The sequence below is a fragment of the Exiguobacterium sp. s168 genome (assembly GCF_018619035.1).
GTDB classification, from domain to species: Bacteria; Bacillota; Bacilli; order Exiguobacteriales; family Exiguobacteriaceae; genus Exiguobacterium_A; species Exiguobacterium_A acetylicum.
Genome location: NZ_JACSNE010000007.1, coordinates 34,135 through 59,851, shown reverse-complemented (window position 1 = coordinate 59,851; position 25,717 = coordinate 34,135). Strand labels below are relative to the sequence as shown.

Here is a 25,717-nt window from a genome sequence, read left to right as displayed (position 1 = left end):
CAATATTTTTCGTAAATCAGGGTAACGCGTATAAAGGAGGAAATGAATATGAAGAAAACAAGGTGGGTAGCAGCTGGGATCGTCGCAGCATCGATTGGACTAGCTGGATGTCAAGATGGGCAGACAGATTCGGGTAGTGGCAGTGGGTCTGGTTCGACGAAGTCGGGGGAACTCTCGAATACGGAATTACTGAATAAAGCGACAGCCGCTCAAAAAGATATTAAATCGTTCCACATGGAGGGGACAGTCAATTCAAAAGCAGGTGAGATGGCAGTAGATCAGAAGGTATCAGCCGATATCATCCAGAAGCCGCTTACGATGCATCAGACGATGACGATGAAAAATCCACAGGACGGTAAGGACATGTCGATCGAGAGCTATATCGTCGACGATAAGATGTATCTATCGCAAAACGGACAATGGCTCGTTCAAGATGTCTCGGAGCTAGGTGATATGGTTGAGGCGATGGAGTCATCGGCATCGACGGATCAAAATCTCAAGCTACTGAAAAAGTACAAAGACAACTGGACCGCCAAAAAAGAGGGTGACGTTTATCAAATCGACGTCAAACTAAAAGGGGACGACCTCAAAGCATTCATGAAGGATTCGCTCGAGCAGACAGGACAGATGGCACAGATGAAAGATGCGATGGACAGCATCGATTACAAGAAAATGAACTACACGATGACGTATGATGCGAAAACATTCTATCCGAAATCACTCGATATGGATATGGTCTTCGCGGTCGAGAAAAATACCGATTTCACGATGAAAAACCAATCGACGTTCTCGAAATTCAATGAGATCAACGAAATCAAATTACCTGCGGAAGCAAAAGATGCACAACCGCTCACAGGTGCAGCACAATAAACATCGAAGTCCCCTCTCTTCCATGAAGATGAGGGGACTTTTTTGAGACTTGGAACTGACGAAGAACTTCTTTTAGTGCTTCCGTCTGTTTTTGACTGACGGAAATCTGTTCGTGCATATCGCGGAATGCTTGAGCGTCATCCTAGTATTGAATCGAGATAGCTTCGAATAAATCATTGTCATTGACGACTTTCGTATCGATGAAGGACAGCACCCCACCGGACGCGGCATTCAAATGTTCGATCGTCTTGAGTGGCAAGTTCGTAGGTTTTGCCTGCAGTTGGCGAAGAGGACCGAAGATCGATTATAAAATCAAAATAATAAAGATTACACTGAACACTCCGATGACAACGATCGTAGTGAATTATTGAAATGAAGAAGTATCAAAATAGTTTCATAAAAAAATAGTTTGACAATTATCAGTAAATTCTGAAAAAATGGTAAAGAACTACATATTTCATAAAGGGAGGTAACACGAATGGGAAATTCATTTAGTGACTGGATCAGTACGGTGTCCAATCTTGTTTGGGGACCACCGTTACTTATTCTGTTGGTCGGTACGGGGATTTACTTGACGATTCGCTTAGGATTCATTCAAATTACCAAGCTACCGTATGCGCTGAAGCTCGCGTTTTCAAAGCATCAGGACGATAAGTCGGAAGGCGACATCAGTCACTTTCAAGCATTGATGACGGCACTGGCTGCGACCGTCGGTACGGGGAATATCGTTGGTGTCGCAACCGCCGTCGTCCTCGGTGGACCGGGTGCGATCGTTTGGATGTGGTTGTCCGGTCTATTCGGGATGGCGACGAAGTATGCGGAAGCAATCCTTGCCGTCAAGTACCGTGTCGTTGATGAAAATGGACAGATGGCAGGGGGGCCAATGTATTATCTCGAGCGTGGGCTGAAGCAGAAATGGCTGGGTGTCTTGTTTGCCGCATTCGCTTCAATCGCTGCGTTCGGGATCGGGAATGGGGTCCAGACGAATTCGGTCGCCCTCGCGATGAAATCAACGTTCGATGTGCCACTTTACGTGACGGGGATCGTATTGATGGTACTGACAGGCGTCGTCATTCTTGGTGGGGTCAAATCAATCGGAAAAGTTGTCAGTTTGTTTGTTCCGTTTATGATTTTCTTCTATGTTGGAAGTGGATTACTGATTCTCGTCATGAACTATGACTTGATTCCAGGTGCGATTTCGACGATCTTCAGCAGCACGTTCTCAAGCGAAGCAATTACGGGTGGCGCGATCGGGGCGGCGATTCGTTATGGTGTCGCGCGTGGTGTCTTCTCAAATGAAGCGGGTCTTGGTTCAGCACCGATTGCAGCCGCTGCAGCGAAAACGGACTTCCCAGGACGTCAAGCGCTCGTTTCGATGACGCAGGTGTTTTTAGATACATTGGTCGTCTGTTCGATCACAGGTTTGACGCTCGTCATGGGAGGACAACTTGATACGAAGTTACAAGGTGTTGAATTGACGACAGCAAGCTTCGAGGTCTTCCTCGGTCCTGCCGGAAAATACATCGTCACGATTGGACTCGTCATGTTTGCTTATTCGACTGTTCTTGGCTGGTCGTATTATGGCGAAAAATCAATCTATTATCTATTCGGTCAAAAATCGATCCTCCCATACCGTATCCTGTTCGTCTTAGTCGCCGGAGCGGGTGCGATGACGACGAACTTGAACATGGTCTGGGCGATTTCCGATGTCTTCAATGGATTGATGGCGATTCCGAACTTAATCGGTTTGATTGGATTGTCCGGTGTCGTCATTGCTGAGACACGACTGTTCCGCGAACAGTTGAGACGAGAAGAAGCGAATCGGAAAGTTTCGTAGAACATGCGAAAATGAAAGACTCGGAAGGAACTAGTGCTTAAAAATCATTTTTGAAAACGAATGACTCTGCCATCCTCGCTTTCCCTGACAAAAGCATGTACCATGCTTTCTTTTCTTGTAAGAGTCGAGAAATAGGCATTCACATTCTATATCTATTCAACAAAAGAGAAGATTGGTTTCTAGGGTATCCCTTGGAAACCAACCTTCTCTTTTTTGCATGTGCTCCATCTCATTCAATCACTTTTTACGATAAAGCATCAGTGATTCATAAGGTCGTAACGTTAAAGTGTACCCCTCTGTCTGCATCTGCTGATAATTATGAAGCAACACCGTATAGTCCGATCCGTCATGAGGTAACGTGAACGTCGTGTCCGTTCCGTAGAAATTCGAGACGACGAGTAATTCTTCTTCATTCGTTGCGCGTTCGTACGCCCAGAGTGATGGATCGTCCGGTGTCAACAGACGGTACGAACCATCCGTGAGCACGTCATACTGTTTGCGGAGTTGAATCAACCGTTTGTAATGATGATAGACTGAATCAGGGTCTGCGACAGCAGCCTCGACATTGATCTGATCGTACGTCGGCGAGACCGGGATCCATGGCTCACTTGTACTAAAGCCACCGTTGACGGCGTCCGACCAAGGCATCGGTGTCCGCGCGTTATCGCGTGATTTTTGACGGATCGCAGCGAGAATTGCTTCTTCCGATACGCCGTTGGTCCGTGCTTCTTGATAGGCATTCAATGTCTCGACATCACGGTAGTCGGACAGATTCGTGAAGTCCGGATTCGGCATTCCGATCTCTTCTCCTTGGTAAATATACGGTGTACCTTGCAAGCCATGAAGCGTCGTCGCGAGCATCTTCGCACTTTCGACGCGATACGTGACGTCATCACCAAACCGGCTGACGACGCGTGGTTGGTCATGGTTGCACCAAAAAATTGCGTTCCAGGCTTGTCCGTTCATGCCGAATTGCCAGTCGGAGAAGATCTGTTTCAGTTGCTTGAAATCAAACGGTGCTGCCGTCCATTTTTCACCGTTCGGATAATCGACCTTCAAATGATGAAAGTTGAACGTCATCTTCAGTTCTTGTTCATCAAGTGATGAATAACGAAGGCAGTGTTCAAGTGACGTCGACGACATCTCACCGACGGTCAAGAGATCGTGTCCGGCAAAGACTTCTGCGTTCATCTCTTGCAAGTAGTCGTGGACGTTCGGTCCGTCCGTATAATACGAACGACCGTCTCCTGCTGGATCGTTTGGAAGACCTGGCGTTTTTGAAATCAAATTGATGACATCGAGTCGGAAGCCGCTGACCCCTTTATCCCGCCAAAAGCGCATCATGTTGTAAACATCTTCTCGTAAGCGTGGATTTTCCCAGTTCAGATCCGCTTGCGTCTTGTCGAACAGGTGCAAGTAATACTTGCCAGCTACCTCATCAAATGACCAAGCGGGACCGCCGAATTTCGATACCCAGTCGTTCGGTGTCTCGCGCCAGATAAAATAGTCGTGATACGGGCTGTCCGGGTGACGTCCTTCTTCGAACCAAGAGTGCGACGTCGAGCAATGGTTGACGACGATATCCATCATGACAGACAGACCGCGTTGTTTTGCTTCTGCAAGTAACATCTCGAAATCGTCCATTGTTCCGTAGGATGGATCAATCGCGTAATAGTCACTGACATCATATCCATTATCGTTTTGCGGTGAGGCATAGACCGGCGTCAACCACAGGTAATCGACACCAAGATCCGCCAGATAATCGAGTTTGGCCGTGACCCCACGCAACGTACCGGTCGCTTTGCCCTCCGGACTATAAAAACTCTTCGGATAGATTTGATAAACGGCGGATTTGCGCCAATCGGTTGTCGTGATCATCAGATACACACCTTTCTGAAATTACGCCGCTTTTTTCAGTGCGGCTTTTTTTGCGCGTTTCGTTGAGACATAGTGGAACAGGAACGTACAGGCAATAGGAACGATGATCGCGATCACCATGCCGACGATGAATGACAGAATCGAGCCTGGTACGATCGAAATGAAAGCAGGTAATCCGCCAACACCGATCGCAGGAGCAAGAACGCCACTGACGGCGATGAAAGCTGACGCGATCGCTGAACCGACGAGTGCCGCGTAAAATGGATATTTGAACCGGAGATTGACCCCGAACATGGCCGGTTCCGTGATCCCGAAGTAGGCGGATAAAGCGGACGTTGACGCCATGTTTTTATCGTTGACGTTTTTCGCGAGGAAAAGCATCGCGAGTGTTGCTGAACCTTGAGCGATGTTCGAAATCGCGATCATCGGCCAGATGAACGTCGTTCCGCTCTGTCCAATCAACTGTAGGTCAACAGCGATGAACATGTGGTGCATGCCGGTAATGACGAGCGGCGCATAGAGTGCGCCGAAGAGTAAGGCACCAAGTAACGGAACAGCTTCGAACGTATTGACGACACCAATCGTAATCCAGTCACCGACTTGACGCGTGACCGGTCCGATGACGGCAAGGGCAAGGAATCCGGTCAATGTGATCGTCGTAATCGGTACGACGAGTAATTGAATCGCATTCGGTACGCGTTTTTTGAGCCATCGTTCAATCGTACTGAGAACATAAGCAGCGGCGAGCACAGGGAGTATTTGTCCCTGATAACCGACTTTTTCAATTTCAAACAGACCGAGAATGTTGAACGTCGGGATTTCACCTTTTAGAGCACTTTGTCCGTAGTTCCATGCGTTTAAGAGATCTGGGTGAACAAGCATCAGACCCATGACGATCCCGAGAATCTCACTTCCGCCGAAGCGTTTCGTCGCTGACCAACCGACGAGTGCCGGGAGGAAGACGAAGGCGGTGTTTGCCATCATATTGATGAGATCCCAAAGTCCTTGTAAGTTTGGATAACGATCGATCATCGTCTTGCCACCGAACTCGATACCGAATAGATTATTGATTCCCATTAAGAGACCAGCAACGATGATCGCCGGGATGATAGGCATGAAGACATCAGAAAAGACTTTGATCAACTTTTGGAACGGATTCATCTTGGCAGCGCCAGACGATTTAACATCTGCGATCGTTGTTGCCTGTAAACCGGTTAATTGAATGAATTCTGCATAGACCCGGTCGACGTCTCCGGCACCAATGACGATTTGATAGACACCCGCGTTCAAGAACGCGCCTTTGACGAGCGGAACTTCAAGTAAGGCTTCTTGATCGACAAGCTCTTGATTCTTAAGCGTTAAACGAAGACGGGTGACACAGTGAGCTGCCTGCTCAACGTTCTCCTTACCTCCGATGTTCTCAATGATTTGCTCTGCAATCTGACGATAGTTTGGTTTCATCTCGATGCTCCTTTTTGGAAGTGACATACTCGACCACTTTTGAAATGAAAACGTTTTCTTATCTGCGCACACTTATCTTAACTTATCTATATAAGTTGGTCAAGAACTTATATAGATAAGTTGGGGAGAATAAAAAAGAGAGAATCCGTCATCTACGAATTCCCTCATCTTGCAGCCTATATTCAACGACGTGCAATATCAGTAAACTGAAACTTATCGAGGCGGTGACGCGATTCCGTCCGTTCGAAATGTTGTCCTTCATAGAAATACGTGTCGTTCGTGACAACGATGACATGCGTCATATCGTGAAGGTCGAGTCGTTCTTGGTCTTCCATTGTCGCAGGGCGAGCTTCGATTTTTCGTTTTGCGTAGCTGATCTGCCGACCAAGTGTCTCTTCGATGTACTGATAGATCGAACCTTGAGCGATGTCAGTCGTGAGTCCGGGTACGAGTGCTGTCACGAAATGATTGATGTCACGGATGACACGTTCACCATCGATTTGGCGAATTCGCTCGATGCGCGTCACGTCCGTTCCTTGTGCCACATGTAATAACGAAGCGAGTTCAGCAGAAGCGGAAAGGACTTCGCAGGATAAAACATCCGTCTCGACGGTATGACGCCCCATCCGGCGATGTGCTTCCGAGAAGCTGACGATGCCGTTGAATTGGAACTCGATCGCTTCTTGCGACAGGACGAAGACACCTTTCCCCTGGTGTTTACGGACGAAGCCTTTTTCTTGCAGGGCATCAATCGCTTTTCGAACCGTTCCGCGGCTCGCCTCGAATTCATGCATCAATTCCGTTTCAGAAGGTAATTTCGTTTCGGCCGGGAGCGTTCCTTCCTGAATCCGCTGTGCGAGCTCGTGATAGATGTTTAAATACTTCGGCATATGATCCGTCCTTTACACTCAAATAATGTCTTTAGTGTAGCATGGAACGATTACAGGCATCAAAATAGCTCCACCTATGATCCGGACATGACCGGAAAATAGATAGAGCGTAGAAGTGTGAATGTCAGTCAACGAAGAGACGTCGAAAACGTCGTTCCTTTTTTGAGGACATCTTGTTTTTCATCGAGAACATCACTCGTCAAGAGTTCAATCGAGTCAACCGGATGTTCCAAGATGAAGCCGAAGTTACCACTCCGTGACTCGGACGGGGCATAAGTCTTCGCAAGCGACTCCAAATAGACGTCGTCCTCGAGCGTCTTTTCTGCCGCAGCATCGAGTTTGAAGTGGGCGACAGGATTGAACGTGACCGGTTCATTACTTGTGTTCTTGATCGTGACCCGTGTCTTGATCAAATCAAAGGATTCATCGTGCGTAAAGCCATGGAAGAAATCAATCATGCCATAGCTTGGACGAGCATGGAATACTTTGATCTCTTCGATCGTCATCTCGATCGGACCAATCTTCCGTGTTTCGTTCACTCGTTTGAATTGTTTAAGCGTCAGGTCGCCCTTATCATCCGTGACGGTCTGATCGATTTTTGTCAAATCGCGATCGTCTGGAATTTGCGGGTTTGGAACGTAGGCGCTTGTTTTTTCAAGCGATACCGGCTGCTCCTGTTTCGCAGACGCTGGTTCTTTTGGTGTGTCTTGTGATGCTGAAGTGCCACAACCAGCGAGCACCGTCCCGAGCATCAAAGTAGCAAGTATCTGTCTCATGAACATTCTCCTTATTTCTTCGATTTCAAGAGATCGAAGATGATTTTCGCATGATCCGTGTTGTCGACTTGTCCCGCGAAACGTTCTTTAGCAGGACCGAAAGCATAGACCGGTACGTCTTCACCTGTATGTCCACCTGTAGTCCAGCCTGTATGCGAGCGTTCGTTGAAGATTTCTTCAATCGCATTATCGATCTCGAGTAATTTCTTCGATTCAGCAGCGCGGGAGACGCTGTCGATTTCTTGATCCGTCAAGGCGAGTTTGTCTTGGTCGATGTACTTCATTAACGTTTTCCGTACGTCCGCGCCTTCGACGATTTGCTGCGCCATGAAGTCAGGTGTCTTCTTCGCTGCTTTGATTGGCTCAGCGAACCAGTTGTAAATGCCATCCGCACCAATCGAGTAACCGCCAGTCGAGTGGTCGGCTGTTGCGACGACGAGTGTATGCTTATCCTTCTTCGCGAAAGCGATCGCGGCTTTAAAAGCACGTTCGAAATCTTCCATCTCACTCATCGCACCGACGATATCATTGTCATGTCCTGCCCAGTCAATTTGACTGCCTTCGACCATCAGGAAGAATCCTTTTTTATTCGAATCAAGTCGCTTGATTGCGGCGTTCGTCATTTGAGCAAGTGACGGGACTGAGTTTTCGCGATCGATTCGTTTAGGTAATCCACCGTCTGCGAACAATCCGAGCACTTGTTTATTTTTATCCGCTTGCAGCTGATTGAGGTCAGTGACATAGCTATAGCCATCTTTCTTGAACGCTTTCGTCAAATTGACGTCTGGACGGACGAAGTTCGATTTCCCACCCCCGAGCATGACATCAATCTTATGTTTGCCGTTCACACGTTCTTTGAAATAGTCATCTGCAATCGCATTCATGTTTTTACGACTTTCGTCATGCGCACCGAATGAGGCAGGTGTTGCATGCGTGATTTCCGATGTCGCGACGAGTCCTGTTGACTTACCACGTTCTTTCGCTGCTTCAAGGACGGTCTTGACTTCCGATTTATCATTATCGACCGCAATCGCTGCATTGTACGTCTTCACACCAGAGGACATCGCTGTCGCGGCAGAGGCGGAATCGGTGATATTCTCCTTCGCATCTTCCGGATACGTCATCTGTTGACCGACGAGATAGGGATCAAAGGCTGTTTTTTCAGCCATCGTCGTCGAAGGATCGTTCTTTAAGTAACGGTGTGCAGACGTGTATGAGACACCCATGCCGTCACCAATCAGGAAGATGACGTTCCGGATTTCGGGTGAGTGAGTATGTTTGGCTTTCGCTTCGGCTTCCGGCATCGAAATCATCGTACTCAGGGAAAGGGTCGATAAGGCAAAAATCGGGATCAGACGTTTTAGTTTCATAGGGATTCCTCCTCGAAAGGTAATGGGTTATGGCGCTACGACCTACAAACACAACCTTACGCAGAAAATATGAAATCCATATGGACCGTCTGTAAAGGTTTGTGAAGAAACGATGACAAACGAATAGCCCTTCTGAAAAATTATCTCAGAAGGACTACTTGTGTATAGATTAGCGACTCCATCCGATCATCCGACGGTAGGAACTGAACGTCGGCCATGCGAGAATGACGATCGCGAGCCAGTACAGGAACTGGTTCTCGGACGAAATCAGACCAATGATTCCTGCGAGCAGGATCGTCGTGTAGATCGAGAACGTAATGATCAGTGCTGGGTGTAGTTTTGGGAAAATAGTGAACCGACCGAGTCGTTCGTTCGCTCCGCGGATATATAGGCGGCTACCAAAGAAGAGTAAGGCAATCGTCAAAGCTAAACAGAACAAGACGGGATACATTAGATTCAGATCGACATTACTTTCGAAAAAGAGTGCGAAGGGTGTCGTGATCGTCATCAGGAAACTTGTTGGCTTGTCTAACTCCTCGTAGGTCACACCGAAACCGAGCAGGGCGACGGCGTAGATGCTGAAATACGTGAAGTAGTTCAAGAACAAGAAGAACGTGCCGAGCAACAGTTGTCCGATGATATCACCAGCGATTGTTCCGGCGAATAAGAAGATCGTCAAAATCGTCACATCAAATAGAAGGAAAAGACCAAAATCTTGGAAGAGTGACGACCACGTGACGTAATCAAACGGATTGATACCGCCGAACGCTTGCAGCAACAACCAGCTGACGAAGAAGCCGATGATCGGAAACAAGATCAGTGTTACGACGCCAATCGCCCATTTGATCCAGAACAACCAGACCTTCGGAAACGGTAACGCGTGCAAAATCAGGCTGCGACCACTCCCGCGCTCGGAACCGAGCATCAGGATCGCGAAGACAGCAATGAGAATCGCTGCGAATCCGGCGAAAAAGGGACTGACGAGTACGGTGTTGAGTAGAGCAGGTTGCTGAGACGCCTCGTAATTCTCGAACTCATTGATGACGGTATAACTGCCGAACCCATAGCTGAAGATCGCAAGCAGAATGAAACAAGCGAGCGGCCAGATGCCTTGTTTGATATGATAACGGATCAATTGCTTAACCATGTCGTTTCCCTCCAAATGTCCCTAAGAAGTAATCTTCCATCTGCACTGGCAAAGCATCTTTTAACAAGGGGTTCGTCGTTTCAAGATACTGCGCGCCTGCATCGGATAAGACGAGCAATGTCACGACCCGACCTGTTTGGGATAAGACGTGAAGATCAGCGTGTGACAATTCCGGAACGTCCTCATAGACGACTTGCCATTTCTGCATGCTGGCTTTGGCATCATCGAGTGCTTTGGGTTCACGGACGAGATGCTTTTCGATCGTCATGACACGGTCAGCGAGTGAATCAAGTTCTTCAAGTTGATGCGAAGCGATCAGGACCGCTGTCTGGCGTTCCGCAAGCAATGATACGAGCTGTTTCAGATAATCACGTTTGTTGATTCGATCGAGTCCGTCTGTTGGTTCATCCAGCAAGAGGACCGGAGCATTCGTCGCGAACGCAAGTTGAAGAAGGAACAACTGGGCTTGTCCTTTGGATAATGACGTCACGCGACGTCCGCGATCGAGGTTTGACGAACGACAATAGTTTTCGATGTACGTTTTCTCGAAGTTCGGATAGAACGCATTGTAGAAGTTGATCAGTTCGCCGAGTGTCATCTGGCGGTAGACGGAAACAGAATCCGGAACGAGGAAAAGGTGCTCCCGCGTCTTCGGAACGTGATGGATCGACTCACCATTCCATTCGACTTTCCCGCGGGTCGGCTCGAGCGCTCCAACGAGTGTTTTCAGTAATGTCGTTTTTCCGGCACCATTACGACCAATCAAGGCAGTAATCGTTCCTGTCGGCAGGGTGAAGGATGCATTTTCATAAATCATGGTACGGTCAATTTGTTTCGTCAGATGAGAAACGGTCAACATGAGGAATCCTCCCTTATGTGTAAAATGTGTTGATAAAGTTCTTCGTTTGAGATGGATAATTCGTCGGCGATGGCACAAAGGCGGATGAGTGGATCTTGGATGGCGGCTTGTTTGACTTCATGAAGTGGGATGTCTGAGATGAAGGAGCCTTTACCGCGCATCGTGACGATGAAGTTGCGGCTCTCGAGTTCCTGATAGGCGCGGGAGACAGTGTTCGGATTGACAAGGAGTGTACCGGCAAGTTCACGGACGGATGGCATCTGTTCGCCGGAGCGGAGTAGACCACGGGCAATCGAGCGGATGATTTGAGCGACCAACTGTTCATAGATCGGTAACGGACTTTTCGGATCAACGGTGAACATTTCTTCACCTCCTTAAGTGTACTAATTCAATTAATACACTAATTATAGGAATTTAAAACCCGTCTGTCAACGTTTCTTTTCAAGAAGACGATGACGCCATCGATCGCAATATTTGCTATACTGACGACAGAAGAATCGCCAGGAAGGATGACCGAGATGTTGGATCGATTGAGTGCGTTAGAGGACCGTTATGAAAAACTGAATGATATGTTGGCTGATCCAGCCATCATCAATGATACGAATCAATTGCGAGAGGTCTCAAAGGAGCAGTCACAACTTGCGCCGACCGTCGAGACGTACCGTGTCTATCGCGAGAAGATGGAAGCTTATCAAGAGGCACGTCAAATGTTGACGGATCCGGAGATGCGCGACCTTGCGAAGGAAGAAGTCGCGATGCTTGAGCCGGAGATCAAAGAGCTCGAAGCCAAGCTGAAAGCTTTATTATTACCGAAGGATCCGAATGACGATAAGAACGTCATCGTCGAGATTCGTGGTGCGGCAGGCGGAGACGAGGCAGCCTTATTTGCGGGTGACCTTTTCAAGATGTACTCGAAGTTTGCTGAGAAACAGAGCTGGAAGATTGAGATCATCGATGCAAGCTACACGGAACTCGGTGGCTACAAAGAGATCATCTTCATTGTCAAAGGAACGGGTGCTTATTCGAAGTTGAAGTACGAGAACGGGGCACACCGCGTCCAACGCGTTCCGTCAACGGAATCCGGCGGACGGATTCATACATCTACTGCAACGGTTGCCGTGTTGCCGGAAGCAGAAGACGTCGAAGTCGAAATCCATGATAAGGATGTCCGAGTCGATACGTTCACGTCGAGTGGACCGGGTGGCCAGTCCGTCAATACGACACAGTCCGCTGTCCGTGTCACGCACGTGCCGACGGGAATCGTCGCCAGCTGTCAGGATGAGAAGTCGCAAATCAAGAACAAGGAAAAAGCGATGAAGGTCTTGCGCGCGCGTGTCTACGATAAGATTCAACGCGAACAGCAAGCTGAATATGATGAAAAACGAAAGTCGGCAGTGGGTACGGGTGACCGTTCGGAACGAATCCGGACGTATAATTTCGCACAAAATCGCGTGACGGACCATCGCATCGGATTGACGATTCAAAAGCTTGACCGAATCTTGCAAGGCGAGATGGATGAAGTCATCGATACGCTCGTCATGGAACATCAGGCACGGGCATCGGAGGCGGCAAACTGATGCGGATCGCAAAACGTCTAAATGAGGCAAAAACGATGATGGAACAAGCAGGACGCGAGGGTTCAAGTGCCGAATGGTTACTCATGCACGTCTTGGATGTCGACCGGACCGGACTCCTTGTCCGTCTGTCAGATGAATTGACGCCGGAGCAAGATTTACGTTTCAGTGAATACTTGCTTGCTCATGTTCACGGCGTGCCCGTTCAGCATTTAATCGGCTATCAGCCGTTTTATGGACGGGATTTCCGTGTCACACCGGATGTCTTGATTCCACGACCGGAAACGGAAGAGTTGATCGTCTTCGTCACGGAGCGTCTCAAACGTGAGTCGTTCACCGCGGGACAGATCGTCGACATCGGAACTGGGAGTGGAGCGATAGGAATCACGCTCGCCCTCGAACTCGAACAACCGGTCACGACTGTCGATATTTCACCGGCCGCTATTACTGTCGCGAAGCAAAATCAAGCAGCGCTTGGTGGAGACGTGACGTTCCTTGAAGGAGATCTACTAGCGCCACTTGCGGACGATTCCGTGCGGGTGCTTGTCTCGAACCCGCCTTATATCGAGGAAGAAGAATTACTCAGTGAGGTCGTATTCGACCATGAACCGCATCTCGCTCTGTTTGGCGGAAAAGACGGTCTCGTCTTTTACCGACGACTCGTCGAGGAGAGCGGACGGGTCCTACGCGACGATTTCCGACTGATTGCGTTTGAAATTGGACACAATCAAGGACCGGAAGTGCAAATGATGTTAAAAGAACGTTATCCAAATGCGGAAACGGGTATTTTAAAAGATATAAACGGTAAAGACCGTATCGTGTATGCGGAACGAAAGGATTGTACAGCGTGAAGACGGAAATGATTGACTTACAGACGATGGATGAAGCAGTTCGGTTATTGCAGGAAGGAGAGGTCGTGGCGATGCCGACCGAGACCGTCTATGGTCTCGCGGGGGACGCGACAAACGAAGCGGCTGTTCGGCGAATTTTCGCCGCGAAGGGTCGACCTTCCGACAATCCACTGATTGTCCATGTCGCATCCGTAGAACAGGCACATCAGTTCGTCACGCACATTCCAGATGTCGCGGCACGTTTGATGGAGGCGTTTTGGCCAGGAGCCTTGACGATCATCCTCGAATCGAACGGCACCGCATCCACACTCGTCACAGCAGGACTAGATACGATCGGATTACGGATGCCAGACCATCCGCTTGCGCTTCAATTGATTGAAGCGACAGGGCTGGGTCTCGCAGCACCGAGTGCCAACCGTTCCGGAAAACCTTCACCGACGTCATCTGCGCACGTCGCACATGACCTCTCGGGACGCATCGCTGCGATCGTCGATGGAGGGGAGACGGGCATCGGGGTCGAATCGACTGTCATCGATTGTACGATGACGCCACCGGCGATTTTACGACCGGGCGGCGTGACACGCGAACAAATCGAGGCAATCATCGGTCCTGTCACACTCGATCCTGCCTTATCGATGAAAGATGTTACACCGAAGGCACCCGGAATGAAATATACCCATTATGCGCCGGAAGCAACACTTTCCGTAGTCGAGGGAGATCTTTCATTCTTACAGCAACTCATCGATGATGCACGACAAACCGGACACAAGACGGGCGTTCTCCTGTTCGACGGGGAGGATGTCGACGCAGATGTTCGCTGCTCCCTTGGTAATTCGATGGAGACAGCGGCACAACGTCTTTACGATTGTTTACGGCGATTTGATCAGACGACGGTGGATCAGATTTTTGTACGAGACCTATCAGAAGAAGGGGTGGGGCTTGCGGTCCGCAACCGCCTCCATAAAGCAGCAGGTGGTCGGGTCATTCGCCCTTGAAGAAGGAGGATACGGAGATGAGCACACGTCGCGTTTTATTCATCTGTACAGGAAATACATGCCGTAGCCCGATGGCGATGGCGTTACTACGCTCGAAAGTCGCTGATCAGGAATTTGACGTCCGTTCAGCAGGACTACGTTCGATGCAAGGATTCGATGCGTCAGAGAACGCACTGCAAGTGTTACGCGAACGCGGCATCGAACTCGAGCACTATACGCAAGTCTTCGATGATGTACTCGGACGCTGGTCTGACATCATCTTGACGATGACGCGTCAGCACAAGCAGGAAGTCGGTGAACGGTACCCGGAACTGAAGGAACGGACGTTCACTCTATATGAATATGTGACAGGGCTTGAACGGGACATCAACGATCCGTACGGCGGATCGATGAACGTCTATCGCCAAGTACGCAATGAACTCGAACCCCTCGTCAATCGTCTTGTGTTAAAATTAACGCAGAACGGAAACGGAAGAAAAGCTCCGGATACACGGAAACTTCCGAAAAAACAACCTAAACAAACGGGGGAATAGTAAAGATGAAAGTAGCAATCGGCGCGGATCATGGCGGTTTTAAGTTAAAGGCAGAAATCAACGATCTCTTACAAGAGCTCGGTATCGACTATACGGACTTCGGTACGCATTCGTCCGACTCGATCGATTATCCGGATGTCGCGATTCCGGTCGCGGAGGCCGTAGCGAACGGAGAATTTGACCGTGGCATCTTGATTTGTGGCACAGGCATCGGGATCGGTATCGCAGCGAACAAGGTCAAGGGCATCCGAGCAGCGCTCGTCCATGATACGTTCAGCGCGAAAGCGACGCGGCAGCACAACGACTCGAACATCTTGACGATGGGCGAACGCGTCATCGGTCCAGGACTGGCTCGTGAGATCGCGCAGCTTTGGCTTGAGACGGAATTCGAAGGTGGGCGTCATGAGAACCGCGTTTGTAAAATCTCGGATTATGAGGTGAAGTAATGGATTTGACACGCATCCAGCACGATTTAGAAGAGACACTGAACGCTCTGGATGAACGATTTTCCTTAAAAGGAAAATTGCTCGTGATCGGCTGTTCGACGAGTGAAGTCATCGGTAAACAAATCGGCAAGGCAGGTTCACCGGAAGTGGCGGACGCCTTGTTCGATGTCTTCGATGCCTTTCGTCGATCGCATCAAGTCGATCTTGCCTTCCAAGGCTGTGAGCATATCAACCGAGCGCTGACACTTGAGCGGCAAACGGCTGAACGTCTCGGGCTCGATCCGGTGACGGTCGTTCCTGTTCCGGAAGCGGGTGGGTCGATGGCGAGTGCTGCGTATCAGCGTTTTTCGGCACCAGTCGTCGTCGAAGCGATTCAGGCAGATGCCGGAATCGATATCGGCGATACATTCATCGGGATGCACTTGAAAGCTGTCGCGATTCCAGTGCGCTTGCCGCATAAGGAAATTGGTGAGGCACACGTGACGGCAGCCGTGACACGACCGAAATTAATCGGTGGAGCACGTGCTAAATACGAATGATTCATGCAAGGGGTTGCGCACCCCTTGCTTTTTTGATGTTGTTTTTAGGGATGCCGGGAACGAAACATTCGTGTTAAGATAGGTCTATCGAAATGAAATGGGGGAATTCAGATGGAACAAACACCGCTTACGTATCTGAAACAACAAGATGAGGCACTCTTTTCGGCAATGCGCCAGGAACTAGGTCGTCAACGCGATAACATCGAATTGATCGCATCCGAGAACTTCGTCTCGCAAGCTGTCATGGAAGCACAAGGCAGCGTCTTGACGAACAAGTACGCAGAAGGTTACCCAGGTCGTCGTTATTATGGTGGCTGTGAGTATGTCGATCTCGCTGAGAATTTAGCACGCGACCGCGCGAAGGAAATCTTCGGGGCAGAGCATGCGAACGTGCAACCACACTCAGGTGCACAAGCGAACATGGCGGTCTACTTCACGATTCTCGAACAGGGCGATACGGTCCTCGGGATGAACCTATCGCACGGTGGCCATCTGACGCACGGTAGCCCCGTCAATTTCTCCGGTGTCCAGTACAACTTCGTGGAATACGGTGTCGATCAAGAGACAGAGATGATTGATTACGACGTCGTCGCACAATTAGCTGAAGAGCATAAACCAAAATTGATCGTAGCGGGCGCATCGGCGTATCCGCGCGTCATCGACTTCAAACGTTTCCGTGAAATCGCAGACAGCGTCGGTGCTTACTTGATGGTCGACATGGCGCACATCGCTGGACTCGTCGCAGCAGGTCAACATCCAAACCCAGTCGAGCATGCACACTTCGTCACGACGACGACGCATAAGACGTTGCGTGGTCCACGTGGTGGGATGATCCTCTGTAAAGAAGAGCATGCGAAAGCAATTGATAAAGCGATCTTCCCAGGGATCCAAGGTGGTCCACTCATGCACGTCATCGCCGCGAAAGCTGTTGCATTTGGTGAAGCCCTTGCACCAGAGTTCAAGGACTACATCGGTCAAGTCGTCACGAACGCCAAAGTCCTCGGTGAGGAATTGACGAATCGTGGACTCCGGATCGTTTCAGGCGGAACAGACAATCACTTGCTCCTCGTTGACTTGCAACCACTCGGTATCACAGGTAAACTCGCCGAGCATGCGCTTGACGAAGCTGGCATTACGGTCAACAAGAACACGATTCCGTTCGACCCAGCGAGCCCGTTCGTCACGAGCGGTATCCGGATCGGAACGGCAGCGATGACATCTCGCGGATTCAAGGAAGCTGAGATGAAAGAAATCGCCGAGTTGATCGAACTCGTTTTGAACCACCCGGAAGAAGCAGACGTTCTCGCACAAGCACGTGAGCGTGTCGTTGCGTTGACAGGTCGTTTCCCACTCTACCCAGAGCGCGGATGACTGTCATCCCCTTCATCCTTTTCATTTTGAGAAGGGGGAAGGGGATTTTGTTTGTCTAAAAAAGGAGGAGTACGATGTATATTCTAGTCGCAGAAGATGATCCTCATATCCAAGCCCTTGTCGTGTCAACGTTACAAGCCGACGGGCATTCCATCCGAGCGACAGCAGACGGAAACGAAGCGCTTGCTTGGATCGAGAAGATGACGTTCGAAGCAGCCGTACTTGATGTCCTGCTCCCCGGACAGACCGGTCTCGTCTTATGCGAGCGATTACGGCAACACGGGGACATCCCGATCTTGATGCTGACGGCACTCGGGGAGCTGACAGATAAACGGGACGGTTTCGCAGCAGGTGCCGATGATTACATCACAAAACCGTTTGATCCGGAAGAATTAATATTTCGCCTCCACGCTGTGGCTCGGCGCTATCAAAAAGCGGCGCAACCTGTTTTGCATCTTGGAGATGTCACGATCGATAAACGTAGTCAGCTCGTGACGATTCAGTCGACCGAGTGGACACTCCCGCGACGTGAATTCGAATTGTTGCATCAGTTGGCGAGTTTCCCGGGACGGGTCTTCAGCCGCGAGGAATTGATCGAACATGTCTGGGGACTCGATTTCATGGGGGATGACCGGACGATTGATGTTCACATCAAACGTCTCCGTGGACGCTTAAAGGAAACGAATCAGGTGAAGATTGAGACGGTCCGCGGACTCGGCTACCGGTTGGAGGTCAACGCATGAGATCCCTCTATACGAAAATCGTCGGACTCGTCTGCGTTGTCTTACTCGTGTCGGCACTACTGGCGCTCCTGATTAGTAATATTGCCTATTATTCCTTTTGGCAGGACAGCTATAGCCAAAAAGTCGAGGAAGCGGTCGAGACGGCGATCGATTATTATGAAACGCACGGGGACGGAAAGACGGAGTCGTTTTACCGGATGTTACAAGCGACCGGCTTTCAACTTTATGTGCGCACGGACGACGCAATCGAGCGTTACGGAAACCCGTTTCGCAATGAAGCGCTCTCGAATCGGGTCGTCGAGCAAGTGAAGAGTGGTCAACCGTATTACGGAATGCGTGAATATCCGTTCCATCTCTTCTTGCTCGGTCTGTTCGATAACGAAGTCATCAATACGTACGGCACGTCGGTCAAGACGGCGCAAGGCACGGACGCGATCTTCGTCCGACCGGACTTGAGTCGTCAGATCCGTGAGTTGCATCTGTTCGTCGGTCTGTTCCTTGGACTGCTTGTCGTGATCAGTTTCCTTTTGCTTGTCTTTTCAATCCGCTATCTCGTTCGTCCGATCCGACGCCTGACAAAAGCGACGGAACAGATGGCAGACGGTGACTACGGAATCCGCGTCGGAACGAAGGCACGCGATGAAATTGGTGAGCTGTCCCGGCGGTTTGACGAAATGGCAACGGCAGTCGAAGCGTCTGATACGGAACGGCGCCGATTCGTTGCGAACGTCTCGCATGAATTCCAGTCGCCGCTGACGACGATTGCTGGTTACGCGGGACAACTCGATGTGACGGGAGAAGACGTCAGGAAACGGACGGTCATCCGTCAAGAGGCGGAGCGAATGTCGGAGCTGACGCGTCAACTGTTGATCTTAGCGAAGCTCGATGAAGGACGACGCTTCAAACGACAAGCACTTAATCTGCGGACGACTCTTGAGGCGACACTCACGACACTTGCCTTCCAGCTGGATGAGCAAGGAATCGCTGTCGCACTCGATGTTCCGACGGTGATACAAATACAAGCGGATGTCAGTGCGTTGGAACATGTCTTCCAAAATGTCATCCGAAACGCTGTCTCGGTCTCAAAAGACGGAGCGACGATCCAGATTCAAGCAGAGGAACAAGCGGATCAGATCATCATCCGAATCAAGGATGAAGGACCAGGCATGACTGATGAACAGATGAAACATGCCTTCGAACGCTTTTATCAAGGCGATGCATCCCGGACGACGCGCGGAACGGGTCTTGGTCTAGCGATTGTCAAAGAGACGATGCGTCAACTCGGCGGGGATGCGAGCTTGTCGTCCGCTTCATCGGGTCTAACCGTAACGTTAACTTTTTTACGCGCGTGACACCTGCGTTCATGTTCCGTTCATATTGTGGCTGTATCATCAATCCTGTAGCGAACATACAGGAGGGAACACACAATGAAACTAGGATGGAAAGAACTCGTCCGGATGAAAGGGCGATTCAGTTGGATGACGATTGTGACGATGTTGATCGTCTTATTGATCTTGATGATCACCGGTCTTGCGGACGGACTAGCTTATGACAATGGGGCAGCCGTCCGTAATCTGCCGGTCGAACAGTTTGCGCTAAGTAAAGATGCAGAAGGGCAGCTGACCCGTTCATTCTTACAGGCGGATGAGACACCAAAGGGCGCGGAAGCACTCGGTGTCCAGAACATGGTGCTTGAGAAGAAGAATAAAACGAAGGACGACGTAACGGTCTTTGCGTTATCACAGACTACGAAATATGGTCCCAAACAGCTGCAATCGTTGCAAAAAGGGGAGGTACTTGTTGATGCTGCGTATGCGGAGCAACGCGGAACGCGCGTCGGCGATACGATCACGGATTTTCGAACGAAGGAGACGTTCCAGATTGCCGGTACAGTGACGGACGGTCGTTATAGTCATGCACCCGTTCTCTGGATGACGGATGAATCGTGGCAAGCATGGCAATCGAAGATGGGGGCATCATACGTCTCAGCGTATATCGGTCAGTCGTTGCAAACGGATCAAGCGGTCTTCTCAAAACAAGCAGTCGTTGAGAACGTACCAGGCTATGCAGCGGAGCAAAACTCCTTTCAGATGATGCGGGTCGCGCTCGTCGTCATCGGAGCATTGATCCTGACAGCCTTCTTCTATATTTTGACGATGCAGAAGATGAAACAGCTTGGTGTCTTAAAGGCAATCGGTATCCGGACACGGACGATGGGTGCGAGTCTGCTCGTTCAAGTCGTCATACTGACGAGTCTTGCCTTTGGTGTCAGCGTCGCCATCACCTATCTAACGAGTCGTTTCCTGCCGACGGATCTTCCCTTCCGATTTGAATGGTCGACGAGTCTGATGTACGGCGGCATTCTACTCGTAACGGCGATCCTCGGTGCGCTCGTTCCCTTACGGATGGTCAAGAAACTCGAAGCGGCAGATGCGATGGGAGGAATGAACGGATGATTCGATTAGAACAGATTGAGCAAAGTTATGGTGAGATGACGGTACTGTATGACATCAACTTACAAGCAGAAGCGGGCGAGTTGATTGCTCTCGTCGGACCGAGCGGTAGTGGGAAAAGTACACTGCTCCAGCTGCTTGGATTGTTACAGACACCAACGCATGGTGCCGTCTACTTTGATCATACGTGTGTCAGTGAAGCAGTGGACGAAGAACGCCGTCGCTTACGTCTCGAAGAAGTCGGATTCATCTTTCAAGAATCGCATCTCGTGCCGTTTTTGACGGCAGGTGAGCAACTGGAGCTAGTCGCGAAGGAAGCCGGTCGATCGGTTGACGCGACGGCGGCACTCGCTGTGTTCGGACTCGAGCACCGGAAAGACCATTTGCCGCACGCCTTATCGGGTGGGGAACGTCAACGTGTCGCAATTGCCCGGGCTTTCGTCAATGACCCACGACTTGTACTCGCGGATGAACCGACGGCGAGTCTCGATTACCCAAATGGACGCCGGGTGATGGAGTTATTGCAACAGCAAGCGCATGATGCGAACAAGACCGTCATCGTCATCACGCATGACGAACGGATGCTAGATGTCTGTGACCGGATTTGGCGAATCGAAGACGGACGGATTACGGAAGCGACAGCATCCCGGTCCTATTCTCATAGTTGAACGAGTTACCCTTTTGTTTTCGTGCCTCAGTGCATGTGAAAACAAAAGGGTTTTTTGCTGATTCATCAAGAAGATAGGGGAAACGGACCATTTGCGGAAGCGTTATCTTTGTTATACTTAACCGTAGTAAAAAAAGATAAGGGTGGAAATAAATGTGAATTTAACAACCTTGATTCAAAGCGAATTACAAGCCATTCAGACTGAACGACTAACGGAATGGTTTACACATAAAAGCCACGAGCGCCGGGAATATCAACGGATGCTCGAAGATTTCAAAGCAATCGTCATCATGCAACAGGCCGGATTTTATGAACAAGCGGATGCTCGGTTTGAACAGTGGAAGACGTTACCGATGCCGGCAGAGGTTTATCGTTACCGCCTAGCGATCGCAGGGAAAGCAGGCGGGAAACGTCTTGTTCAGAAACGGCTAGCATCGTTTCCTATGACCGTTCAGAATCATCCACAACTGAAAAATTGGAAGCAACTCGGAAAACTAAACCCGTGGTGGCTCGGTGGAGCTGTAGCTGTCGTTTGTCTCGGTCTGATCTGGACACAGTTGGACGATGAACCGGCGACACCGGTCGCGACGAAACAGACAGAGGTCGAGCAACAACTCGCAGCGCTGCAAACAGAAGTCGAACAGTTAAAAGAAAAAAACGAACAGTTGGCAAGTGAGCAAGAGAGAGCGAAAGCGATCAAGCCAGAGAAGAAGGAAACAAAAACGGAAACGCAGAAGCCGAAAGTGTCTGCGAAAGAATCGCTCGAGCAAGGGGTCGCTGCCGTTCAGGCGAAGGACTACAAACGAGCAGACAGTGTCTTGAACGGATCCGTCTTGACGAACAAAGAGACGGCAGGCATGGCACGCTTTTATAAGTTGATTGCGGCCGGAAAGTTGAAGAACACGACACAAGCAGATTACATCGCCTATCGGGAAGATTTTCCGAAGTCCGGTTACATAAGTGATGTCCTCTGGATGCAAGCCGTTTATGAACAAAAATATAAAAAAGGCGACTATCGAGCGACCTTACAAGAACTCGCGAAACAACCGGAAAATGAATGGTCTTATGCGGCAAAAGCGATTCTGTCGGGTAAGAGTACGCTCGGGAATTGACGAAAAAACAGTTCCCAAGCAGTACGCTTATAGAGTACAATGCGAAAAGAGAATGGAGAGGAGATGCAAACAATGAGTAAAGTACATGTATTTGATCACCCATTGATTCAGCACAAGATGACGATCATGCGTAAAGTCGAAACAGGAACGAAACAATTCCGGGAACTTGTCGACGAGGTGGCTTCATTGATGGCATATGAAATCACACGTGACCTTCCACTCACAGATGTCGCGATCGAGACACCGGTCACGAAGACGACGCAGAAGATGATCGAAGGCAAGAAACTCGGGATCGTCCCGATTCTCCGTGCCGGTCTCGGTATGGTCGACGGCATGCTCCGCATGATGCCGAACGTCAAAGTCGGTCACATCGGTTTGTACCGTGATCCGGAGACACTCGAGCCAACGGAATACTACCTCAAGCTCCCAACAGACGTCGCAGAACGTGATTTCGTCGTCGTTGACCCGATGCTTGCGACAGGTGGTTCGGCGGCAGACGCCATCTCCTCCTTAAAGAAACAAGGAGCGAAGAGCATCAAGCTCGCATGTCTCTGTGCAGCACCTGAAGGCGTTAAACGCGTTCAAGAAGAACACCCAGACGTCGACATCTATCTCGCGGCACTCGACGAGAAGTTGAACGACCACGGATACATCGTCCCAGGACTTGGTGATGCAGGAGACCGTCTCTTCGGAACGAAGTAAAAAACAGCAAGATATACGAAAAGACCGCAGACGATGATCTGCGGTCTTTTCGTTGCTATTTCGTAAACTGCGCAAGATTGCTGAAATATGCTTTAATGAAAAAAGGAAAAAAGGAGGAAGTCACCATGCCGATTACAGTCATGCCGATTTTCGGGACACGACCGGAAGCCATCAAGATGGCACCGCTCGTCAACGCCCTAAAGCAACACCCTGCTTTTGATGTTCATGTTACGATCACTGCCCAGCACCGGGAGATGCTCGATCAAGTGCTCGATCTGTTTGAGATCGAACCGGATCATGATTTGAATATCATGAAGCAACGTCAAACACTCGTCGACATTACGACGCGTGGTCTTGAAGGACTTGATGCCATCATGAAGGACATCAAACCGGATCTCGTCCTCGTCCATGGGGACACGACGACGACGTTCGTTGGAAGCCTTGCTGCTTATTACAATCAGATCGCGGTCGGTCACGTCGAGGCGGGACTGCGGACCAATAATAAGTACTCTCCGTTCCCGGAAGAGGTCAATCGTCAGTTGACGTCGACGCTCGCGGACTTACATTTCGCTCCGACAGCGCAAGCGGCAGCGAATCTCGCATCCGAAAATCGTCACGCTGGTGTCTACGTCACAGGAAACACGGCGATCGATGCCCTGCAAACGACCATCCAATCGGATTACGTCCACCCGATGCTCGAGACGGTCGGGGACCGGAAGTTGATCTTGATGACAGCGCACCGTCGTGAGAACCAAGGCGAGAAAATGCACCAAATGTTCCGGGCGATTCGTCGCCTCGTCGATGCGTTCCCGGAGACGCACGTCGTCTATCCGGTCCACCTCAATCCAGTCGTTCAAGAAGCAGCGAAGAAGGTTTTTGAAGGGCATGATCGGATTTCGTTGATTGCTCCACTCGACGTCTTCGATTTCCATAACTTCGCGAGCCGTGCCCATTTGATCTTAACTGACTCGGGTGGCGTACAAGAAGAAGCACCATCACTCGGTGTTCCTGTTCTTGTCTTACGCGATACGACGGAACGTCCGGAAGGGATTACTGCCGGAACGTTGAAGCTTGCCGGAACGGAAGAAGAGACGATCTATCAGATGGCAACAGAACTCTTGACGAACAAAACACTTTATCAGGAGATGGCGCATGCTTCAAACCCGTATGGAGACGGTCACGCGTCCGAACGCATCGTCCAAGCAATTCTGCATCACTTCGGTCAAGGAGAAGCACCGGCACCGTTACTCATGCAATAAAAAACGATCATCCTCGAATCGCTTGCATTCACTTGCTTTCCTCAGGCGAGACGTGAGCCGCGCCTCCTTCGTCTTTAGACGAGGAGTCGGATCTCACTTGTCTCTGACAGCACGAAAACTCGTGCTTTTTCCTGTAGGAGTCGCGTGATGTGAGCGATTCTTTGTTATGTCTTGAATTTCGTGTAATCGCAATAGTTGATTTAGGAGGATAATATCTTTAAATCTTACCATTTCCACTAAAATCAGCCCATTTGTTTAGAAAATGTAAAACCAAATGACCTTGAAACTGGAAGGGAAGCGATGACGATTCAAGCTGTGACATAGCGCACGATTAAAAAAATGGAAATCGCTGAAATGTATTGTTACAAACAGATGTCAGAGCTGTTTTTATGTCCCGATTCGGAAGCGTTTTCAATTGTGAACAAAAAATGTTTTTTTCACAAAATCGACACAAATCAATTTTAGAGGGCTTGTTTCGCTTTAACGGGCACGATATAACGTTACTATTCAACGGTTTTGTTCACCATATGAACAATCTCTTTAACCGTTGATAGTACTACATATTTTCTTCACATCTTCGTGAAATGACTTGCATGTAAGACATCTGTGAAAACCTTATCAATCGTTGATATGTATAGGTTTTTCGGCCCTGTTTTTATTGTGAATTCATTTGACTATGAAAGCTGCTTCATTGTATTCTTGACTAGTATGAAAATCCGCAAATTGTGGGAAAGAAAAAGAACTCACAATTGGGAAAAAAGGGGGTCGTCTCTAGTGCGCCAAAGTGGGCTCGCGAAGAGTATGGTCATGGCCTCGCAAATTTCGACGGCACTGGCTGCACCGATCGTCATTGGCTTTTTGGTTGGGAACTATGGGGAACAACAACAATGGTGGGAAAAAATGGGTGCGACGTTCGCCGTGTTCATCGGGATTTTCATCGGCATTCTTTGCATGATCGCCATGATCAGGCACTTGTTAGGGGAGAAGACATGAACATCATCCTTCAAGATGCGTTGTATCGTGCGTACTTACGATGGTTTGGACTCTTTTATGGAATCCTGGCTGTCCTGCTGCTCATCGGACGCCCGAGTGACCCGGTCATTTATGGACTAGCACTTGGTGGAACTGGCAGCTTTCTGATCTTGACGCTTCAACGACTCAGCGTCGATCGTATGTATCGTGTAATTGAGACCGGGCGTAAGCCAGTGTCTCGAGGGACCGTTTCACGCATGGCGGTCGCGGTACTTTGTGTGATGATCGGTTTGAAATATCAAACTGAATTGTCATTAACTGCGGTGGTAATAGGCCTTCTCGCCGGCCACGTCATACAATTTTGTGAGTTCTTGACTCACGAACTCAAGCGGGAAAAGAGGTGAATAGTCAA

At 49.6% G+C, this 25,717-nt stretch carries 26 protein-coding genes; 18 read left to right on the top strand and 8 right to left on the bottom strand.

Annotated elements, in window-relative coordinates; translation table 11 throughout:
* The first annotated feature begins 48 nt into the window (after positions 1-48).
* Positions 49-870: a DUF6612 family protein gene (locus KNQ15_RS06375; RefSeq protein ID WP_214728391.1), complete on the top strand. Its 822-nt coding sequence runs from the start codon at positions 49-51 to the stop codon at positions 868-870.
* 478 nt (positions 871-1,348) lie between these two features.
* Complete coding sequence (locus KNQ15_RS06370; RefSeq protein WP_056064159.1) at positions 1,349-2,707, top strand: alanine/glycine:cation symporter family protein; 1,359 nt, start codon at positions 1,349-1,351, stop codon at positions 2,705-2,707.
* Between the two features lie 237 nt (positions 2,708-2,944).
* On the opposite strand, the gene treC is transcribed toward KNQ15_RS06370, so the two are convergent.
* From treC to KNQ15_RS06330, 8 genes are all read right to left on the bottom strand, one after another.
* Positions 2,945-4,585, bottom strand: coding sequence for an alpha,alpha-phosphotrehalase (treC, locus tag KNQ15_RS06365; RefSeq protein WP_214728389.1), 1,641 nt, complete (start codon positions 4,583-4,585; stop codon positions 2,945-2,947).
* A gap of 21 nt (positions 4,586-4,606) precedes the next feature.
* The gene (gene treP, locus KNQ15_RS06360) at positions 4,607-6,046 is read right to left on the bottom strand and encodes a PTS system trehalose-specific EIIBC component (protein WP_214728387.1); all 1,440 of its coding nucleotides are present in this window, start codon (positions 6,044-6,046) and stop codon (positions 4,607-4,609) included.
* Positions 6,047-6,228: 182 nt separating this feature from the next.
* Positions 6,229-6,936: a trehalose operon repressor gene (gene treR, locus KNQ15_RS06355; protein ID WP_069940043.1), complete on the bottom strand. Its 708-nt coding sequence runs from the start codon at positions 6,934-6,936 to the stop codon at positions 6,229-6,231.
* Positions 6,937-7,064: 128 nt separating this feature from the next.
* Complete coding sequence (locus KNQ15_RS06350; protein WP_214728385.1) at positions 7,065-7,712, bottom strand: DUF4352 domain-containing protein; 648 nt, start codon at positions 7,710-7,712, stop codon at positions 7,065-7,067.
* A gap of 11 nt (positions 7,713-7,723) precedes the next feature.
* A complete protein-coding gene (locus tag KNQ15_RS06345; protein ID WP_214728383.1) occupies positions 7,724-9,082 on the bottom strand; it encodes an alkaline phosphatase in 1,359 nt (452 codons plus the stop codon).
* Between the two features lie 169 nt (positions 9,083-9,251).
* Positions 9,252-10,229 carry a hypothetical protein gene (locus KNQ15_RS06340; protein WP_214728381.1) on the bottom strand — a complete coding sequence of 326 codons (978 nt, stop codon included), beginning with the start codon at positions 10,227-10,229 and terminating at the stop codon, positions 9,252-9,254.
* Entirely contained in the window at positions 10,222-11,088 is an 867-nt protein-coding gene (locus tag KNQ15_RS06335; RefSeq protein ID WP_214728379.1) for an ABC transporter ATP-binding protein, read from the bottom strand. The genes KNQ15_RS06340 and KNQ15_RS06335 overlap by 8 nt, the downstream gene beginning before the upstream one ends.
* Complete coding sequence (locus tag KNQ15_RS06330) at positions 11,082-11,450, bottom strand: GntR family transcriptional regulator (protein WP_029342757.1); 369 nt, start codon at positions 11,448-11,450, stop codon at positions 11,082-11,084. The genes KNQ15_RS06335 and KNQ15_RS06330 overlap by 7 nt, the downstream gene beginning before the upstream one ends.
* A gap of 156 nt (positions 11,451-11,606) precedes the next feature.
* Between KNQ15_RS06330 and prfA the strand changes: the two genes are divergently transcribed.
* The 16 genes from prfA to KNQ15_RS06250 all read left to right on the top strand — a co-directional run bounded on the left by prfA (position 11,607) and on the right by KNQ15_RS06250 (position 25,709).
* A complete protein-coding gene (prfA, locus tag KNQ15_RS06325) occupies positions 11,607-12,665 on the top strand; it encodes a peptide chain release factor 1 (RefSeq protein ID WP_047394495.1) in 1,059 nt (352 codons plus the stop codon).
* Positions 12,665-13,513 (top strand): peptide chain release factor N(5)-glutamine methyltransferase, encoded by an 849-nt coding sequence (gene prmC, locus KNQ15_RS06320; RefSeq protein WP_149427928.1) that lies wholly within the window; start codon positions 12,665-12,667, stop codon positions 13,511-13,513. Before prfA ends, prmC begins: the two co-directional genes overlap by 1 nt.
* The gene (locus KNQ15_RS06315; RefSeq protein WP_214728377.1) at positions 13,510-14,508 is read left to right on the top strand and encodes an L-threonylcarbamoyladenylate synthase; all 999 of its coding nucleotides are present in this window, start codon (positions 13,510-13,512) and stop codon (positions 14,506-14,508) included. Before prmC ends, KNQ15_RS06315 begins: the two co-directional genes overlap by 4 nt.
* Before the next feature lie 17 nt (positions 14,509-14,525).
* Positions 14,526-15,041, top strand: coding sequence for a low molecular weight protein arginine phosphatase (locus KNQ15_RS06310; RefSeq protein ID WP_023469513.1), 516 nt, complete (start codon positions 14,526-14,528; stop codon positions 15,039-15,041).
* A gap of 5 nt (positions 15,042-15,046) precedes the next feature.
* Positions 15,047-15,487 carry a ribose 5-phosphate isomerase B gene (gene rpiB / locus KNQ15_RS06305; RefSeq protein ID WP_214728375.1) on the top strand — a complete coding sequence of 147 codons (441 nt, stop codon included), beginning with the start codon at positions 15,047-15,049 and terminating at the stop codon, positions 15,485-15,487.
* Positions 15,487-16,026 (top strand): TIGR01440 family protein, encoded by a 540-nt coding sequence (locus KNQ15_RS06300; RefSeq protein ID WP_214728373.1) that lies wholly within the window; start codon positions 15,487-15,489, stop codon positions 16,024-16,026. Before rpiB ends, KNQ15_RS06300 begins: the two co-directional genes overlap by 1 nt.
* A 111-nt stretch (positions 16,027-16,137) precedes the next feature.
* Complete coding sequence (gene glyA / locus KNQ15_RS06295) at positions 16,138-17,397, top strand: serine hydroxymethyltransferase (RefSeq protein WP_023469510.1); 1,260 nt, start codon at positions 16,138-16,140, stop codon at positions 17,395-17,397.
* A gap of 74 nt (positions 17,398-17,471) precedes the next feature.
* The gene (locus KNQ15_RS06290; protein WP_214728371.1) at positions 17,472-18,140 is read left to right on the top strand and encodes a response regulator transcription factor; all 669 of its coding nucleotides are present in this window, start codon (positions 17,472-17,474) and stop codon (positions 18,138-18,140) included.
* Positions 18,137-19,492, top strand: a complete 1,356-nt coding sequence (locus tag KNQ15_RS06285) for a HAMP domain-containing sensor histidine kinase (protein ID WP_214728369.1) — start codon at positions 18,137-18,139, stop codon at positions 19,490-19,492. The genes KNQ15_RS06290 and KNQ15_RS06285 overlap by 4 nt, the downstream gene beginning before the upstream one ends.
* 75 nt (positions 19,493-19,567) lie before the next feature.
* On the top strand, positions 19,568-20,596 hold the full coding sequence (locus KNQ15_RS06280; RefSeq protein WP_214728367.1) for an ABC transporter permease: 1,029 nt from the start codon (positions 19,568-19,570) through the stop codon (positions 20,594-20,596).
* Entirely contained in the window at positions 20,593-21,261 is a 669-nt protein-coding gene (locus tag KNQ15_RS06275) for an ABC transporter ATP-binding protein (protein ID WP_214728365.1), read from the top strand. Before KNQ15_RS06280 ends, KNQ15_RS06275 begins: the two co-directional genes overlap by 4 nt.
* Positions 21,262-21,415: 154 nt before the next feature.
* Positions 21,416-22,372 (top strand): hypothetical protein, encoded by a 957-nt coding sequence (locus tag KNQ15_RS06270; RefSeq protein ID WP_214728363.1) that lies wholly within the window; start codon positions 21,416-21,418, stop codon positions 22,370-22,372.
* Between the two features lie 72 nt (positions 22,373-22,444).
* The gene (upp, locus tag KNQ15_RS06265; protein ID WP_023469504.1) at positions 22,445-23,074 is read left to right on the top strand and encodes a uracil phosphoribosyltransferase; all 630 of its coding nucleotides are present in this window, start codon (positions 22,445-22,447) and stop codon (positions 23,072-23,074) included.
* Between the two features lie 125 nt (positions 23,075-23,199).
* Positions 23,200-24,333 carry a non-hydrolyzing UDP-N-acetylglucosamine 2-epimerase gene (gene wecB / locus KNQ15_RS06260; protein ID WP_214728361.1) on the top strand — a complete coding sequence of 378 codons (1,134 nt, stop codon included), beginning with the start codon at positions 23,200-23,202 and terminating at the stop codon, positions 24,331-24,333.
* Positions 24,334-25,107: 774 nt separating this feature from the next.
* Positions 25,108-25,326: an AtpZ/AtpI family protein gene (locus tag KNQ15_RS06255; RefSeq protein WP_023469502.1), complete on the top strand. Its 219-nt coding sequence runs from the start codon at positions 25,108-25,110 to the stop codon at positions 25,324-25,326.
* The gene (locus tag KNQ15_RS06250) at positions 25,323-25,709 is read left to right on the top strand and encodes an ATP synthase subunit I (protein ID WP_023469501.1); all 387 of its coding nucleotides are present in this window, start codon (positions 25,323-25,325) and stop codon (positions 25,707-25,709) included. Before KNQ15_RS06255 ends, KNQ15_RS06250 begins: the two co-directional genes overlap by 4 nt.
* Positions 25,710-25,717: the final 8 nt, after the last annotated feature.